Source organism: Roseovarius sp. MBR-79, from assembly GCF_053628555.1.
Genome location: NZ_JBRJGP010000009.1, coordinates 173,263 through 186,121, shown reverse-complemented (window position 1 = coordinate 186,121; position 12,859 = coordinate 173,263). Strand labels below are relative to the sequence as shown.

Here is a 12,859-nt window from a genome sequence, read left to right as displayed (position 1 = left end):
CATGTCCGCGCCTCCGTCCAAATGTCTCTCAGGACCGATCTTGCCATGAAGAGGGCGGATCGCCGAGGAGAAACGTGATCATCCGGGATGGAGCACCATGACACCATATTCGTAGGCTTTGTTTTGCCTGTCAGATATACGCTTATCAAAGAAAATTTCATTTTCCTTCAGCTCTTTTCGATATTCTTTATAATCGCTCACCCCATCGCCCCCATCATCTCGCGGCCCACCAGCATCCGCCGGATCTCGGAGGTGCCCGCGCCGATCTCCATCAGCTTGGCATCGCGGAAGAGCCGCGCAACGGGGGCATCTGCAAGGAACCCCGCGCCGCCCATGGCCTGCACCGCCTGATGCGCCTGCACCATGGCCTGTTCGCTTGCGTAAAGACAGCAGGCGGCGGCATCCTGGCGCGTGACCTCACCCCGGTCGCAGGCCTTGGCCACCTCGTAGACATAGGCGCGCGCCGAGTTCATCGCGGTATACATATCGGCGATCTTGCCCTGCATGAGCTGGAAAGAGCCTATGGGCTGGCCGAACTGCTTGCGCTCCGAGAGGTAAGGCATGATCTCGTCCAGACAGGCCGCCATGATCCCCGTTCCGATCCCCGCCAGCACCACGCGTTCATAGTCCAGCCCGGACATCAGCACGCGCACGCCGCGCCCCTCCTCGCCCAGCACGTTCTCGAAGGGCACCTCGACATCCTCGAAGATCAGCTCGGCGGTGTTGGAGCCGCGCATCCCCAGCTTGTCGAAATGCGGGGAGGTGCTGAATCCTGTCATCGTCTTTTCGATCAGGAAGGCGGTGATCCCCCGGCTGCCCGCCTCCGGGTCGGTCTTGGCATAGACCACCAATGTGTCGGCATCCGGCCCGTTGGTGATCCAGTATTTGTTGCCGTTGAGGCGGTAGTGGTCGTTGCGCCGTTCGGCGCGCAGGCTCATCGAGACGACATCGCTGCCCGCGCCCGCCTCGGACATGGCCAGCGCACCGACCTGCGCGCCCGAGACCAGCCCCGGCAGGTATTTCGCCTTCTGCTCAGGCGAGCCATTGAGCTTGATCTGGTTGACGCAGAGGTTGGAATGCGCGCCATAGCTGAGCGAGACGCTGGCCGAGGCGCGTGCCACCTCCTCCACCGCGACCACATGCGCAAGATAGCCCATGCCCGCCCCGCCATATTCCTCGGGAACGGTGATCCCCAGAAGGCCAAGCGCGCCCATCTCGGGCCACAGCTCATTGGGAAAGGCATTGCTGCGGTCCACCTCTGCGGCCATCGGCTTGACGCGCTCCTGCGCCCAACGATGCACCATGTCGCGCAAGGCATTCACATCCTCGCCCAGATCGAATGTCATCACCGCGTTGAACATCGCGCCTTTCCTCCCCGGCCCGGTTTATTGAACACATGTTCATTTATAGGCACGAGTGATGAGTCGCGTCAATCCCGCGCGCGGCGTGGACCGCACGGCCCGACACGCGGGGTCTGATGGCGCGCCCAAGGGAGGCGGACATGACATCGTCTCCGTGGAGGCCATCCGTGCCCAACGGGAATGGCCGGTCTGGTGCCTCTCTCCAAAAGCGCGTCGATGCGCACGGCCGAAAGGCCGCGGCGACCAAAGCCCCCGGCGGCCATCAGCCTTGCGTCATGCACGAACCCGTCGAGCGCCGCGCCCCCCGTCCTGATGCTGCTTGTCCTCGCTTCAGCCTGCGGGCTGGCGCAGCCCGAGAAGGCGGCGCGCCTCCTGCCAGCTTGCCACGGGGCGGTGGTGCTGTTCGCAGATTTGGGCGGCGCGGCGCACAAGGGCGGCGTTCGAGGGGGCAAGCCGGTCGCGGTCAAGGCGCACATTGTCCTCAAGCCCGGTGCGGGCATGGCCGCCTGCGGCGATGGCCCATTCGTTGAGCGTTTGCTGATGCGCGCCGATCCCTGCCGCGCACCACGGCGCATCCGCCCCAAACAGCCGTTTCACCGTGTGGATGTAGTAGTCGAACACATCCCGGTCGACCGGCATCGCGTTCTTCACCCCCATCACGAATTGCACATAAGGCGTGCCCGCAAGCTGCCCCTTGTCGGCCATGTCCCTGGCTTTCAGGATATGGCTCAGGTCAAACGCTTCGATCTCGGGTTTGACATCATGGGTCAGCATTTCAGCGGCCAGCCAATCCACCAGATCGGGCGGATTTTCATAGACGCGGGTGGGAAAGTTGTTGGAGCCCACCGAGAGCGACGCCATATCGGGGCGCAAGGACAGCATCCCGCCCCGCGTTTGCCCCGCGCCCGAGCGCCCGCCGGTCGAGAACTGGATGATCATGCCCGGGCAGTGTTTCTCGATCCCCTCTTTCAGCGCTGCGAATTTCTCGGGGTCCGAGGAGGGGGTTTCATCGGCGTTGCGCACATGGGCATGAACGATTGTCGCGCCTGCCTCGAACGCCTCGTGGGTGGACTCCACCTGCTCCGAAACGCTGATCGGCACGGCGGGGTTGTTGGCCTTGGTGGGCAGGCTGCCGGTGATGGCGACGCAGAGGATGCAAGGGGTGGTCATCACGCGGCCTCCGTCCGGGCGACGGGCATCCGCGCCAATGCGTCAAGAAAGAACGGGCGGAACCCTTCGGGATGCTCGCTCATCGGGAAATGGCCCAACTCGTCCATCACCGCGAGCGTGGCACCGGGAATGGCCGCTGCCGTGCGCCGCGCATCCTCGGGCGTGCAGGTCAGATCGTAGGCACCGACGATGATGTGAACCGGCGTGCGGCCCGTGTCGATCCCGGTCAGACGCGCGATCAGGCTGTCGTCGCGGGTGTAAAAGCTCAGATCGCCCCGGAACACGCCGGGGCCGCTTTGCATGAACATCCAGAGCGTATTCCACCGCTCCGTATTCGGCGCAAAGGGCGAGATATTGGCCGACACAAGCGCCGCGCCCATCTCGCCGCCATGGGCATCGGGACGGTGAAACCAGTCGATATCATACCAGGCGGGCTGAAAATCCGACGCCTCGATGGCGATGAAGCCGCTGAAATGATCCGGGTGCAGGGCCGCGAGTTGCAGCGCGATGCGCCCGCCCATGGAACAGCCCGCCAGAACCGGGCGCTCCAGCCCAAGCGCGTCGATGACCGCCAGAACCGTCTCGATATAGGCTTGCGTGGTCAGCATGTATTCTTCGGTCTCGAACCCTTCGGGCGGCAGGGATTTGCCGTGCCAGGGCATGTCGAACGCGATCAGGCGGTTGGTTGCGGTGATCCCGGCGTCATTCATCAGGTGACGCCATTGGCGCGTATCGGCGCCTGCGGTGTGCAGGCACAAAACCGGGCGGCCCTGCCCCGCCTCCTCGAAATAGATGCGGCGCTGTGCGCCTTGGATGGTGACGGTCACGTAACGACCGGTGATCGGCTCGATGCTCATGCGGTCATCCCCTCTTTCGCGCGGGCAAGGCCCAGAACCTCTTTGAAAAAGCGCAGGTTCTTCACAAGCGCCAGAATATCCCCGTCGATCCGGCCACGGCCGATCTTCACAAGGCCGAAAATGTCGTGAAAGCCCGGTTCGGGCCGCGCCTGCCAGAATTTCTCCAGCGCCTCTGCATCGGTGCGCAGGGCAAAGCGCCAAGGCGTCTTGCGGCTTGGCCCCTGATCGACCGCCACGATGCGGCCCTTCTCGAAGGTCAGGTAATATTCGCGGCTGTCCACCTCGATCAGAACCGTCTCGGAGAACAGGCGACCAAGGCGCAAAAGATGCGGCGTTTGCTCAAGCGTGGTCTGGATATGCGTGAAGGTGTCGATCACCGTGGCCTCCCTTTTGATGGTGCCCTTTGCTGACACGGATCAGCGCACCAAGGCCATGCCAAGGGGGGTATGGGGCGATACTTTGGCATTGCCCCGATATGGCGCGGCGGCCAATCGCGGTATGACCCGATACCGCCAGAGGCATTGGGGTGCGGGCTGGTTTCGGCGAAGGTGATCGGCGACGGAGGTGCCAGCGCACACCGGCATCAACAGTTCAGACCGCCAGGAGGAGGAAACACCCATGGGCATCGTTAACCAGGACAATATCACGGATGTCGTGATCGAAAGCCTTGGCAAGAATGGCGAGATCACCGATCGCCAGCGCGAAATCATGACATCGCTGATCAGGCACATGCACGGCTTCATCAAGGACGTGAAGCTGCAACACAGCGAGTTTCTGGAGGCCTGCGCCTATCTTGTCCGCGCGGGCAAGCTCAGCAACGACAACCGTCAGGAATTCATCCTGCTGGCCGATATCCTCGGGGTTGAGGTTCTGGTCGACATGATGACCAACCCGGTCGAGGGCAATGCCAGCGAATCCACCGTGCTTGGCCCGTTCTACCGCGAGAACCCGCCGGTGCTGCCCAAGGGCGGCTCGACCATCCAGAAGCATTACGAGAACGAGGAAACCGCCTATTACGAAGGCTATGTGCGCGACGAGGCCGGCAACGGCATTGCCGGCGTGACCATGGATGTCTGGGAGGACGCGCCCAACGGCGTCTATGAGAACCTCGACCCCGATCAGCCGGAATACAACCTGCGCGGCCGGTTCGAGACCGATGAGACCGGGCATTACGCCTTTGTCGCGGTGCGCCCCGTGCCCTATCCGATCCCCGAGGATGAAACCGCGGGCGAATTGCTCCGCTTCATGGGCCATCACCCGAACCGCCCCGGCCACATGCATTTCATCATCTCGAAAGACGGCTATCGCCCGCTGATCAGCCAGATCTACGACGCCGACAGCGCGTGGCTGGAAGATGACAGCGTGTTCGCGGTCAAGCAAAGCCTGATCGGCACCTTCAAGCCCGCCCCGGCGGCCCTCGGCACCGATCTGCATTTCGAGTTCGATTTCGTCCTCAAGACCGCCGCCGCCGCACAGGCCGTCGCCGCCGAATAACCGCTGATACCTCCCTGCAAACTGGCCCCCTTTCACAGGGGGCCTTTTTTCGTTTCGCGGGATCGCCTAACGTGAAGTCAGGGGGGGCCGATCCATGAATTTCAAGCAATTGGGCTATTTCATCGCCGTCGCCGAGGAATTGCATTTCGGGCGCGCGGCGGATCGGCTCGACATGGCGCAGCCCCCGCTCAGCCGCCAGATCAAGCAGATTGAAGAGGAACTGGGCGCGATCCTCTTCAACCGGGGCCGGAGTGCCATCACCCTGACGCAGGCCGGTCAGCGCCTGCTGGAGCGTGGCAAGTCGATTCTGGCGCAGCTTGAGGATACCCGGCTAGAGGTGCGCCGCCTGGGTCAAGGGGCCGAGGGGCGGTTGCGCATCGGCTTTGTCGGCTCGGCGACCTATGGCATCCTGCCGATGATCATCCGCTCGTATCGGGCGAATTATCCCGAGGTCAACCTCAGCCTTAACCCGATGAACAATGCGGACCTGCACCGCGCCCTGGTCGCGCGCGAGCTTGACGTGGTGTTTGCCCGCCCCACGCTGAAAGACCCTGAATTCCTGTCAAAACACCTGATCGAGGAAAAGCTGATTCTGGCCCTTCCCGACATCGTCGACACCGGCGGGCGCACGGTGGCCAAGCTGGAACGGCTGATGACGCATAACCTGATCCTTTATCCCGAACGGCCCCGGCCCAGCTATGCCGACATGGTGCTGAAGGCGGTGAAGGATGCAGGATTCGAGGCCCCCTTGCGCATCTGGTGCATGGATCTGCAAACCGCGTTAAGCCTTGTTGCGGTCGGCGAAGGCGTGTGCATCGTGCCCGAGTCGGTGGCAACTGCGCCGCGCAAGGGTATGAAATTCCTTAAGATCGAGCCGGAAATCGCGCGCACGGAGCTTTCGGTGAATTACCGGCTGGATGAACAGGGCGTGCATGTGAAAAACTTCGTCAGCATCGCGCAGAAAGTGGCGCGCAAGGTTCTGTGAGAGGGTGCCTAGACGCCCAACCACGTGTGTTGCGCGGCCTCATCGGCCTTGATGTCCTCGGCGCTGCCGGTCCAGACGATCTGGCCCTTGCCCACGACCACCACATCATCCGCGAGCGAGGTGGCAAAGCCGAAATTCTGCTCGACGATGATCATCGACAGGCCCGCCGCCTTCAACTCCTGCAACTTGTCGTGGATCAGCTTGACGATGATCGGGGCCAGCCCCTCGGTCGGCTCGTCAAGGATCAGAAGGCGCGGGTTCATCAGCAGGGCGCGCGCGATGGCCAACATCTGTTGCTCGCCGCCCGACAGTTGCATCCCGCCGTTGTCCATCCGTTCGCCAAGGCGTGGAAACAGGTCCAGAACCCGGTCCATCGTCCAATCGGCCCCTGCCCCGCCAAAGCGTTTGGACGCGATTTCAAGATTCTCGCGCACCGTCAGCGACGGAAAGATATCGCGCGTCTCGGGCACATAGGCGATGCCGCTTTTGGCGATGTCAAAGGGCTGGCGCGCAATCGGCTTGCCGTCAAACCGGATGTCGCCGGATTTCAGCGGCAACAGCCCCATGATGGTCTTGAGCGTGGTGGACTTGCCCGCGCCGTTGCGCCCCAGGATGGCCAGAACCCGGCCCGTCTGCGCCGTGAGCGTCAGGCCGTAAAGCACCTGCGTTTCGCCATAGCCCGACTGAATTGCGTTGAGTTCAAGCATCTTCCCAGCTCCCCAGATAAATGTCCTTGAGCAGTTTCGAGCCGCGCGCTGCCTCGGGCAGGCCGTCGAACACCACTTCGCCATAGTTCAGCACGGTGATCGTGTCGGCCACGTCAAAGGCCAGATCCATGTCATGCTCGATGATCAGCATGGTCAGATCGCGCGGCAGGTTGTTCAGCAGATCGTGAAACCCCTTGGACATTTCCGGCCCGACGCCGCTCGTTGGCTCATCCATCAGCAGGACAAGCGGGCGGGTGGCCAGGGCCACGCCAACCTCCAACTGGCGGCGCACGCCATAGCTGATCTCGGACACACGCGCGTGGAGATAGGGCATCAGGTTGACCTGTTCGGCGACCTCGGCGACGATCTCGCGCACCTCGGGCTTGGCCAGACTGTCGGACCACAGCCGCGTGGCGTGGCCGGTATGGACGGCGGCGGCCAGCCCAAGGTTTTCCTCGACCGTCAGCCCGTCAAAGAGCGTGTTCTTCTGATAGCTGCGCGACAGGCCGCGGCGGGCACGTTGGGCGACCGGCAGCGCGGTCACATCCTCGCCCGCCAGATGAACCGAGCCGCTATTCGGCGTCAACTCGCCCACCAGCAGGTTGAAAAGCGTGGTCTTTCCGGCCCCGTTCGGCCCAAGGATCACGCGCCGCTCGCCGCGCTCCAGCTTTAGCGAGACATTGCGGGTGACGTGGACGGCGCCAAAGCTTTTGTCCAGATTGCGTGTCTCAAGCATCGGTCGTCACCTCCTCGGGCTGATGTTTGCGGGCAGCATCGGCGATGCGGCGCTCCATGCGGGCACCCCACCGCGCCTCGATCCAGCCAAAGATGCCGTTGGCGCGGCTCATCACCACGGCGATCAGCAGGACGCCGACAACCAGATGCCAATAGGTCGTGACCGCGCTCAGCTCATGTTTCAGCACCACAAAGGCCGCCGCCCCGATCAACGGCCCAACGAGCGTGCCTAGACCGCCAAGGATCACCACCACCAGCGCCTCGCCTGACACGGTCCAGCTCAGCAGACCGGGCGAGATATACATGACATGCTGCGCCGCCAGCGCCCCCGCCACACCGGCGATCATGCCCGACAGGCCAAAGACATCGGCCTTGACGCGCCAGACCGTCAGGCCAAGCGCGCGCATCCGCTGTTCATTGTGCATGACGCCAGACAGCGACCGCCCCAACCCCGAACGCAGGATCAGCACCGCCGCGCCATAGGCCGCGCCCAGCACGGCAAGGCAAAAGAGCGCAAAACTGCGGCTGTCGTTCAGATCAACGCCGATCAGGCCAAGATCCAGCCGCGCAATCCCGCCCAGCCCGTCATCGCCGCCAAAGATCGGTGCCTCGAACACATAGGAATAGCCCATCTGCCCAAAGGCGAGCGTCGCCATGATGAAATAGATGCCGTGGCTGCGCGAACAGATCGCGCCGATCCCCCAGGCAATCGCCCCGGTCAGCGCGATGGCCCCGGCCATGGCCACGGGCGGCGCGATCCCGGCCTTGGTGGACAAAAGCGCATAGGCATAGGCCCCCACCCCCATCAGCGCGCCATGACACAGCGACACCATGCCACCAAAGCCCGCGACGATATCCAGCGCCAGCACCAGAATGGCAAGGATCAGGATCTCGGTCAGGATCTCCAGCCCGAAATACTCGGCCGTCAGCGCCTGAAACAGGGCGCCCGCGGCCAGCAGGACAAGCGCGGTATAGCGCAGTGCGTTATGACGAAACATCGGCTTATCCTTTCGCCGGAAAGAGGCCCACGGGCCGGATCACAAGGACCGCCGCCAAGAGCGCGTAGATGAGGACAGAGGCCAGTTGCGGTGCCAGCACCGCGCCAAAGGTCTGCACGACCCCATAGATGAGCGAGCCTGCAATGGCCCCCTTGAGCGAGCCCAGACCCCCGATCACGATCACGATCAAGGTGGGGATCAGGATTTGCAGCCCCATATCTGGCGTCACGCTCAGAAGCGGCGCGGCAACAGCCCCGGCCAGCCCCGCCAGCGCGCACCCGACGCAAAAGACGATGAAGAACAACCGTTCCACATTGATGCCGAGACAGGCCGCCATCGCGTCATTGTCAACGCCTGCGCGGATCATCGCGCCGATCTGCGTGCGCCCAAGGACAAAGGCCAGCGCGCCAAGGATCAAAGCCCCAAGCGCGATCACGAACAGGCGATAGGTGGGATATTCGACCCCGAGAAAGGCCAGCCGTCCCTCAAGCAGCGCGGGCACCTCGATGGCCAGCGCCAGATCGCCCCAAAAGATGCGCGTGAGGTCAAGCATCGCAAAGATCAGCCCGAAAGTGACCAGAACCTGCGCCATTGGCCCCGATTTGCGCATCCGCTTGATCAGCCCGGTATAAAGCAACATGCCAACCCCGGCGACCGCGACAGGGGCCAGAAAGAACCCCATCCAATAGCCGCCAACCGCCGCCAGAGAGGCCGCGAAATAAGCCCCAAGCGCATAAAGCGAGCCATGCGCCAGGTTCACGAAATGCATCAGCCCGAAGATGACCGTCAGACCGATTGACAGCAAAAACAGCAGCATCGAAAGTTGCAGCGCATTGAGCGCCTGCAATGTCCAGAACCCGATATCGTGTGACATGTCAAAGCCTCCTCCCAAAAGAGGCCCGGCCAGGAATATGGCCGGGCCTTGTGTGTCAGTTGCTGACCGGCGCGGCCATCTCGCAGCCATTGACCGGATCGGCCTCGGCGGGCAGTTGCGCCAGCACCTTTTGCGTAATGCCATCCGCGCCTGCGACGGTCTCGTAGACATAGATCGGCTGGATGATGTTGTTGGTCGCAGGATCAATCGAAAGCGCGCCGCGCGGCCCCTCGAAGCTGACCAAGCGCAGCGCGTTGGCAAAGCTTTCGCGGTCGGTGGCACCGGATTTGACCGCCTCGATCAGCGCGCGGCCCGCATCATAGCCATGCACCGCGAATTCCGACGGCACGCGGCCTGTTTTGGCTTTGAACGCCGCGACGAATTGCGCATTGGCGGGGCTGTCGATGGTGGGCACGTAATGGAGCGCGGTGATCACGCCCTCGGCGGCAGGCCCCTCGGCATTGACGTAAAGCGACGAGGTCAGGAAACCCGAACCATAAAGCGGCAAATCGGCCTTGAGGCCAAAGCTGTCATATTGCTTGACGAAGGAAATCGCCTCGCCACCCGCGTAAAAGACGAACACTGCTTCCGCACCGCTTGATTTGGCCTGTGCAAGGTAAGGGCCGAAATCCTGCGTTTTCTGGAAGGGGGTGAATTCCTGCCCGACAATCTCGCCGCCCGCGGCGGTGAAGGTCTGCGCGAAACCGTCGATCATCTGCCGACCGGCGGCATAATCGGGGGCAAGGGTATAGACCTTGCGGATGCCCTGATCATACATCCATTGCCCCATCGGGCGGTTGACCTGCCCGTTGGAAAAGGACATGCGCGTGATATAGGGCGAACAGGCCGCGCCCGTCGCCTCATCATTGCCCGCATTGGCCACGATCAGCGGCACGCCCGCGCCATGCACCATATCGCGCACCGCGCCAAGCACGCCGGAACTGACGATACCGGCCATCACGTCGACCTTGTCTTGCAGGATCAGCTTCTTGGCCTTGCCAAGGGCGACCGGGGGTTTCACCTCGGTATCCTCGCGGATGATCTCGAAGGTGGCCGGGGTCTCGGCCCCGAATTGTTCCAGCGCGGTTGTGAAACCGGCCTCGATATCGTTGCCAAGGGCGGCATAGACGCCGGAAAAGGGCAACAGCAGCCCCACCTTGATATCCTGGGCCGTTGCAGGCACAGCAAGGCCGGTGGCAAGCCCGAGGGCCGCCAGAATTGCGCGTTTCATCGTGTAGTTCCTCCGGTTGGTGTTGTGGCCCCTCCTCAGGGCCTATCCAAGATCGCCCCCACCCACCGGCACCGTGACGCCGGTGATGTAGGAGGCATCGTCCGACGCCAGGAACAGGATCGGACCTGCCTGTTCGTCGAGCGTTCCGTAACGTTTCATCAGGCTTGACCGGATCGTCTGATCGACGATGGTCTGATACCAGTCTTCGCGTTGTTCCTCTGCCGCATTGGGGTTGCGCGGTGTGATGCGCGGCGGGGCCTCTGTGCCGCCCGGTGCGGTCGCGACGACGCGGATACCGCGTTCTCCCACTTCCCACGCGAGGCTTGCCGTGATCGCGTTCACGCCGCCCTTGGCCGCCGCATAGGGCACCCGGTTGAGGCCGCGCGTGGCGATGGACGAGACATTGACGATCACGCCCGACCCTTGCGGCAGCATGTGCTCGATGGCGGCGCGACAACAGTAAAGCGTCGGGAAGAGCGAGCGCCGCACCTCGGCGTCAATCTCTTGCGGCGCGTAATGTTCATAGGGTTTGGCCCAGATCGTGCCGCCCACGTTGTTGATCAGAATGTCAATGCGGCCCCAGATTTCGACGGCCTTGTTCATGGCGGCTTCGCAGCCCTCCCATGTTTCCAGATCGACATTGATCGCCTCGGCGATGCCGCCCGCCGCGCGGATGGCGGCGACGACATCGCCGCTGGCGGGTGAGCGATCCACGATCAGCACGCGCGCGCCCTCGATTGCCGCGCGTTCGGCCACGCGGCGGCCAATGCCCTGTGCGGCGCCGGTCACGACCATGACCTTGTCCTCGAAACGGCGGGTCATGCGGCGTCCGCCTCGGTTTCGGTGGGGTTGAATTTCTCGAAATAGAAATTGGCGGGTTCCACCCCCAGCTTGGTGAAATGCGCGCGCACGGCGTCGACCATCGGCGGCGGGCCGCACAGGTAGACATCGCACGCGCCATCGCACAGGTCATCGGCGGTCACATGGTCGGTGACGAACCCCTTGCGCTCGTGCGTTTCGGTCTTGTCCGCCAGAACCGTGATCACGGTCACATTTCCAATGGCCTCGGCCAAGGCCATCACCCGGTCAAGCTCCACCAGATCGGCGGCGCGGGTCACGGCGTAATAGAGCGTGATCGGCTGATCCGCGCCGGTCTTGGCCACCTGCTCCAGCATCGACAGGAACGGCGCAAGCCCGGTGCCGCCTGCCAACCAAAGCTGCGGGCGGGTGATCGGGCGCAGATAAAACGCCCCCATAGGGCCGGTCGCGGTCAGCGCATCGCCGGGCCGGGCATGCTCGCCCAGATAGCTGCTCATCACCCCGCCGGGCAGGTTGCGGATCAAAAACGTCGCTTCTTGCGCGCCCGGCGCAGAGGAGAAGGAATAAGAGCGGTGCTTGCCCGCGCCGGGAACCGTCAGGTTGACATATTGACCGGGCAGAAAGCCCATCGGCTTGGCCAGCTTGACGCGCAGACCGAATGAGGTCTCGGACAAGCGGTCAACGCCCTGCACCTCTGCCTCGACCGCCTCGGGCGCGGTCTTGCAGATGGCGGAAGAGGCCGGAACCCGCACGATGCAATCGCTTTCGGGGATCATCTGACAGGCCAGGGCAAAGCCCTGTTCGGCCTCTTCCTCGCTCATGGATTCGTCCATGTAGAATTCCAGCTCGTATTTGCCCTTTTCGACAAAGCACTTGCAGGTTCCACAGACACCATCGCGGCAATCCATCGGCAGGTTGATCTTTTGGCGAAAGGCGGCATCTGTCACCTTTTCGTCGTCGTCGCATTGGATGACGCGGGTCACGCCATCCTCGAAATTCAGGGCAATATTAAAGGTCGTCATGGCCATGCTCCTCCCTTCGCCGCGCAGCATGGCAAAGCTGCGCGGAGGTCTCAGGCTCCCGAAACGGGCGGGATCAGATGTGGTAGACGTCGATCACGTGGTGGATGTGATCGTTTTTCAGCACCACCTTCTTGTCGGTGATCAAAGGCCGCGCGCCGCTGGTGTCGAGCGTGTAAAACGACGTGCCCCAGTGCTGATCGGTCTGGTGATAGCGATAGCTGAGCGTCTGCCAGTTGAAGCGCAGTTTGATCGTGCTTCCCTCGCGGCTGAGGATCTCGATGCCGGACAGGTAATGGTTGGTGCGCGGCTCGGGCAGCGAGGTGGCGGACGAACGATCGGTCTTGATGCGGAACACGCGATCCTCGATCCCCTGCTTGTTGGGGTAATACATCAGCGACATTTCGTTTTGCGGGTCTTCGGTCAGCGTGTCGTAATCATCCCAGGCAGGCATCCAGAACGGGCAATCCTTGTGGTAAAAGCCCAGCCACGTATCCCAGTCGCGGTCATCGAGCGCGCGCGCCTCGGCAAAGAGGAAGGCCTGGATATCGTCGAAGCTCATCGTGGCATCGGTGCGGTCAAGTGTTGCGGTGCTCATTGTCTTTTCCT

At 62.8% G+C, this 12,859-nt stretch carries 15 protein-coding genes; 2 read left to right on the top strand and 13 right to left on the bottom strand.

What is annotated here, in order from left to right:
* Positions 1 to 78: 78 nt before the first annotated feature.
* The 5 genes from ACSSV8_RS11485 to ACSSV8_RS11465 form a co-directional block, all read right to left on the bottom strand.
* Positions 79 to 201 carry a hypothetical protein gene (locus tag ACSSV8_RS11485; RefSeq protein WP_454282524.1) on the bottom strand — a complete coding sequence of 41 codons (123 nt, stop codon included), beginning with the start codon at positions 199 to 201 and terminating at the stop codon, positions 79 to 81.
* The gene (locus ACSSV8_RS11480) at positions 198 to 1,361 is read right to left on the bottom strand and encodes an isovaleryl-CoA dehydrogenase (RefSeq protein WP_454282523.1); all 1,164 of its coding nucleotides are present in this window, start codon (positions 1,359 to 1,361) and stop codon (positions 198 to 200) included. Before ACSSV8_RS11480 ends, ACSSV8_RS11485 begins: the two co-directional genes overlap by 4 nt.
* Positions 1,362 to 1,691: 330 nt before the next feature.
* Entirely contained in the window at positions 1,692 to 2,531 is an 840-nt protein-coding gene (locus tag ACSSV8_RS11475; RefSeq protein ID WP_454282522.1) for a 3-keto-5-aminohexanoate cleavage protein, read from the bottom strand.
* Positions 2,531 to 3,388, bottom strand: a complete 858-nt coding sequence (locus tag ACSSV8_RS11470; protein WP_454282521.1) for an alpha/beta fold hydrolase — start codon at positions 3,386 to 3,388, stop codon at positions 2,531 to 2,533. Before ACSSV8_RS11470 ends, ACSSV8_RS11475 begins: the two co-directional genes overlap by 1 nt.
* The gene (locus tag ACSSV8_RS11465; RefSeq protein WP_454282520.1) at positions 3,385 to 3,765 is read right to left on the bottom strand and encodes a hypothetical protein; all 381 of its coding nucleotides are present in this window, start codon (positions 3,763 to 3,765) and stop codon (positions 3,385 to 3,387) included. Before ACSSV8_RS11465 ends, ACSSV8_RS11470 begins: the two co-directional genes overlap by 4 nt.
* 241 nt (positions 3,766 to 4,006) lie before the next feature.
* Here ACSSV8_RS11465 and ACSSV8_RS11460 point away from each other — a divergent pair, with 241 nt between their 5' ends.
* Positions 4,007 to 4,882: a dioxygenase family protein gene (locus ACSSV8_RS11460; RefSeq protein WP_454282519.1), complete on the top strand. Its 876-nt coding sequence runs from the start codon at positions 4,007 to 4,009 to the stop codon at positions 4,880 to 4,882.
* Between the two features lie 94 nt (positions 4,883 to 4,976).
* Positions 4,977 to 5,867 carry a LysR family transcriptional regulator gene (locus ACSSV8_RS11455; RefSeq protein WP_454282518.1) on the top strand — a complete coding sequence of 297 codons (891 nt, stop codon included), beginning with the start codon at positions 4,977 to 4,979 and terminating at the stop codon, positions 5,865 to 5,867.
* An 8-nt stretch (positions 5,868 to 5,875) separates the two neighbouring features.
* Here the strand turns inward: ACSSV8_RS11455 and ACSSV8_RS11450 are convergent, their stop codons facing one another.
* The 8 genes from ACSSV8_RS11450 to benB all read right to left on the bottom strand — a co-directional run bounded on the left by ACSSV8_RS11450 (position 5,876) and on the right by benB (position 12,848).
* On the bottom strand, positions 5,876 to 6,574 hold the full coding sequence (locus ACSSV8_RS11450) for an ABC transporter ATP-binding protein (RefSeq protein ID WP_454282517.1): 699 nt from the start codon (positions 6,572 to 6,574) through the stop codon (positions 5,876 to 5,878).
* The gene (locus ACSSV8_RS11445) at positions 6,567 to 7,310 is read right to left on the bottom strand and encodes an ABC transporter ATP-binding protein (RefSeq protein ID WP_454282516.1); all 744 of its coding nucleotides are present in this window, start codon (positions 7,308 to 7,310) and stop codon (positions 6,567 to 6,569) included. The genes ACSSV8_RS11450 and ACSSV8_RS11445 overlap by 8 nt, the downstream gene beginning before the upstream one ends.
* Positions 7,303 to 8,307 (bottom strand): branched-chain amino acid ABC transporter permease, encoded by a 1,005-nt coding sequence (locus tag ACSSV8_RS11440; RefSeq protein ID WP_454282515.1) that lies wholly within the window; start codon positions 8,305 to 8,307, stop codon positions 7,303 to 7,305. The genes ACSSV8_RS11445 and ACSSV8_RS11440 overlap by 8 nt, the downstream gene beginning before the upstream one ends.
* A gap of 4 nt (positions 8,308 to 8,311) precedes the next feature.
* A complete protein-coding gene (locus ACSSV8_RS11435) occupies positions 8,312 to 9,181 on the bottom strand; it encodes a branched-chain amino acid ABC transporter permease (RefSeq protein WP_354537261.1) in 870 nt (289 codons plus the stop codon).
* A gap of 55 nt (positions 9,182 to 9,236) precedes the next feature.
* Entirely contained in the window at positions 9,237 to 10,412 is a 1,176-nt protein-coding gene (locus tag ACSSV8_RS11430) for an ABC transporter substrate-binding protein (protein WP_454282514.1), read from the bottom strand.
* Between the two features lie 42 nt (positions 10,413 to 10,454).
* Positions 10,455 to 11,234 (bottom strand): benzoate diol dehydrogenase BenD, encoded by a 780-nt coding sequence (benD, locus tag ACSSV8_RS11425; protein ID WP_454282513.1) that lies wholly within the window; start codon positions 11,232 to 11,234, stop codon positions 10,455 to 10,457.
* The gene (gene benC / locus ACSSV8_RS11420) at positions 11,231 to 12,253 is read right to left on the bottom strand and encodes a benzoate 1,2-dioxygenase electron transfer component BenC (protein ID WP_454282512.1); all 1,023 of its coding nucleotides are present in this window, start codon (positions 12,251 to 12,253) and stop codon (positions 11,231 to 11,233) included. Before benC ends, benD begins: the two co-directional genes overlap by 4 nt.
* 73 nt (positions 12,254 to 12,326) lie before the next feature.
* A complete protein-coding gene (gene benB / locus ACSSV8_RS11415) occupies positions 12,327 to 12,848 on the bottom strand; it encodes a benzoate 1,2-dioxygenase small subunit (protein ID WP_454282511.1) in 522 nt (173 codons plus the stop codon).
* Positions 12,849 to 12,859 lie beyond the last annotated feature (11 nt).

Coding starts and splice junctions, on each gene's coding strand:
- benD (WP_454282513.1), bottom strand. CDS start 11,234: ATGACCCGCCGTTTCGAGGACAAGGTCATGGTCGTGACCGGCGCCGCA.
- benC (WP_454282512.1), bottom strand. CDS start 12,253: ATGACGACCTTTAATATTGCCCTGAATTTCGAGGATGGCGTGACCCGC.
- ACSSV8_RS11455 (WP_454282518.1), top strand. CDS start 4,977: ATGAATTTCAAGCAATTGGGCTATTTCATCGCCGTCGCCGAGGAATTG.
- ACSSV8_RS11460 (WP_454282519.1), top strand. CDS start 4,007: ATGGGCATCGTTAACCAGGACAATATCACGGATGTCGTGATCGAAAGC.
- ACSSV8_RS11440 (WP_454282515.1), bottom strand. CDS start 8,307: ATGTTTCGTCATAACGCACTGCGCTATACCGCGCTTGTCCTGCTGGCC.
- ACSSV8_RS11445 (WP_454282516.1), bottom strand. CDS start 7,310: ATGCTTGAGACACGCAATCTGGACAAAAGCTTTGGCGCCGTCCACGTC.
- ACSSV8_RS11435 (WP_354537261.1), bottom strand. CDS start 9,181: ATGTCACACGATATCGGGTTCTGGACATTGCAGGCGCTCAATGCGCTG.
- ACSSV8_RS11475 (WP_454282522.1), bottom strand. CDS start 2,531: ATGACCACCCCTTGCATCCTCTGCGTCGCCATCACCGGCAGCCTGCCC.
- ACSSV8_RS11470 (WP_454282521.1), bottom strand. CDS start 3,388: ATGAGCATCGAGCCGATCACCGGTCGTTACGTGACCGTCACCATCCAA.
- ACSSV8_RS11430 (WP_454282514.1), bottom strand. CDS start 10,412: ATGAAACGCGCAATTCTGGCGGCCCTCGGGCTTGCCACCGGCCTTGCT.
- ACSSV8_RS11480 (WP_454282523.1), bottom strand. CDS start 1,361: ATGTTCAACGCGGTGATGACATTCGATCTGGGCGAGGATGTGAATGCC.
- ACSSV8_RS11450 (WP_454282517.1), bottom strand. CDS start 6,574: ATGCTTGAACTCAACGCAATTCAGTCGGGCTATGGCGAAACGCAGGTG.
- benB (WP_454282511.1), bottom strand. CDS start 12,848: ATGAGCACCGCAACACTTGACCGCACCGATGCCACGATGAGCTTCGAC.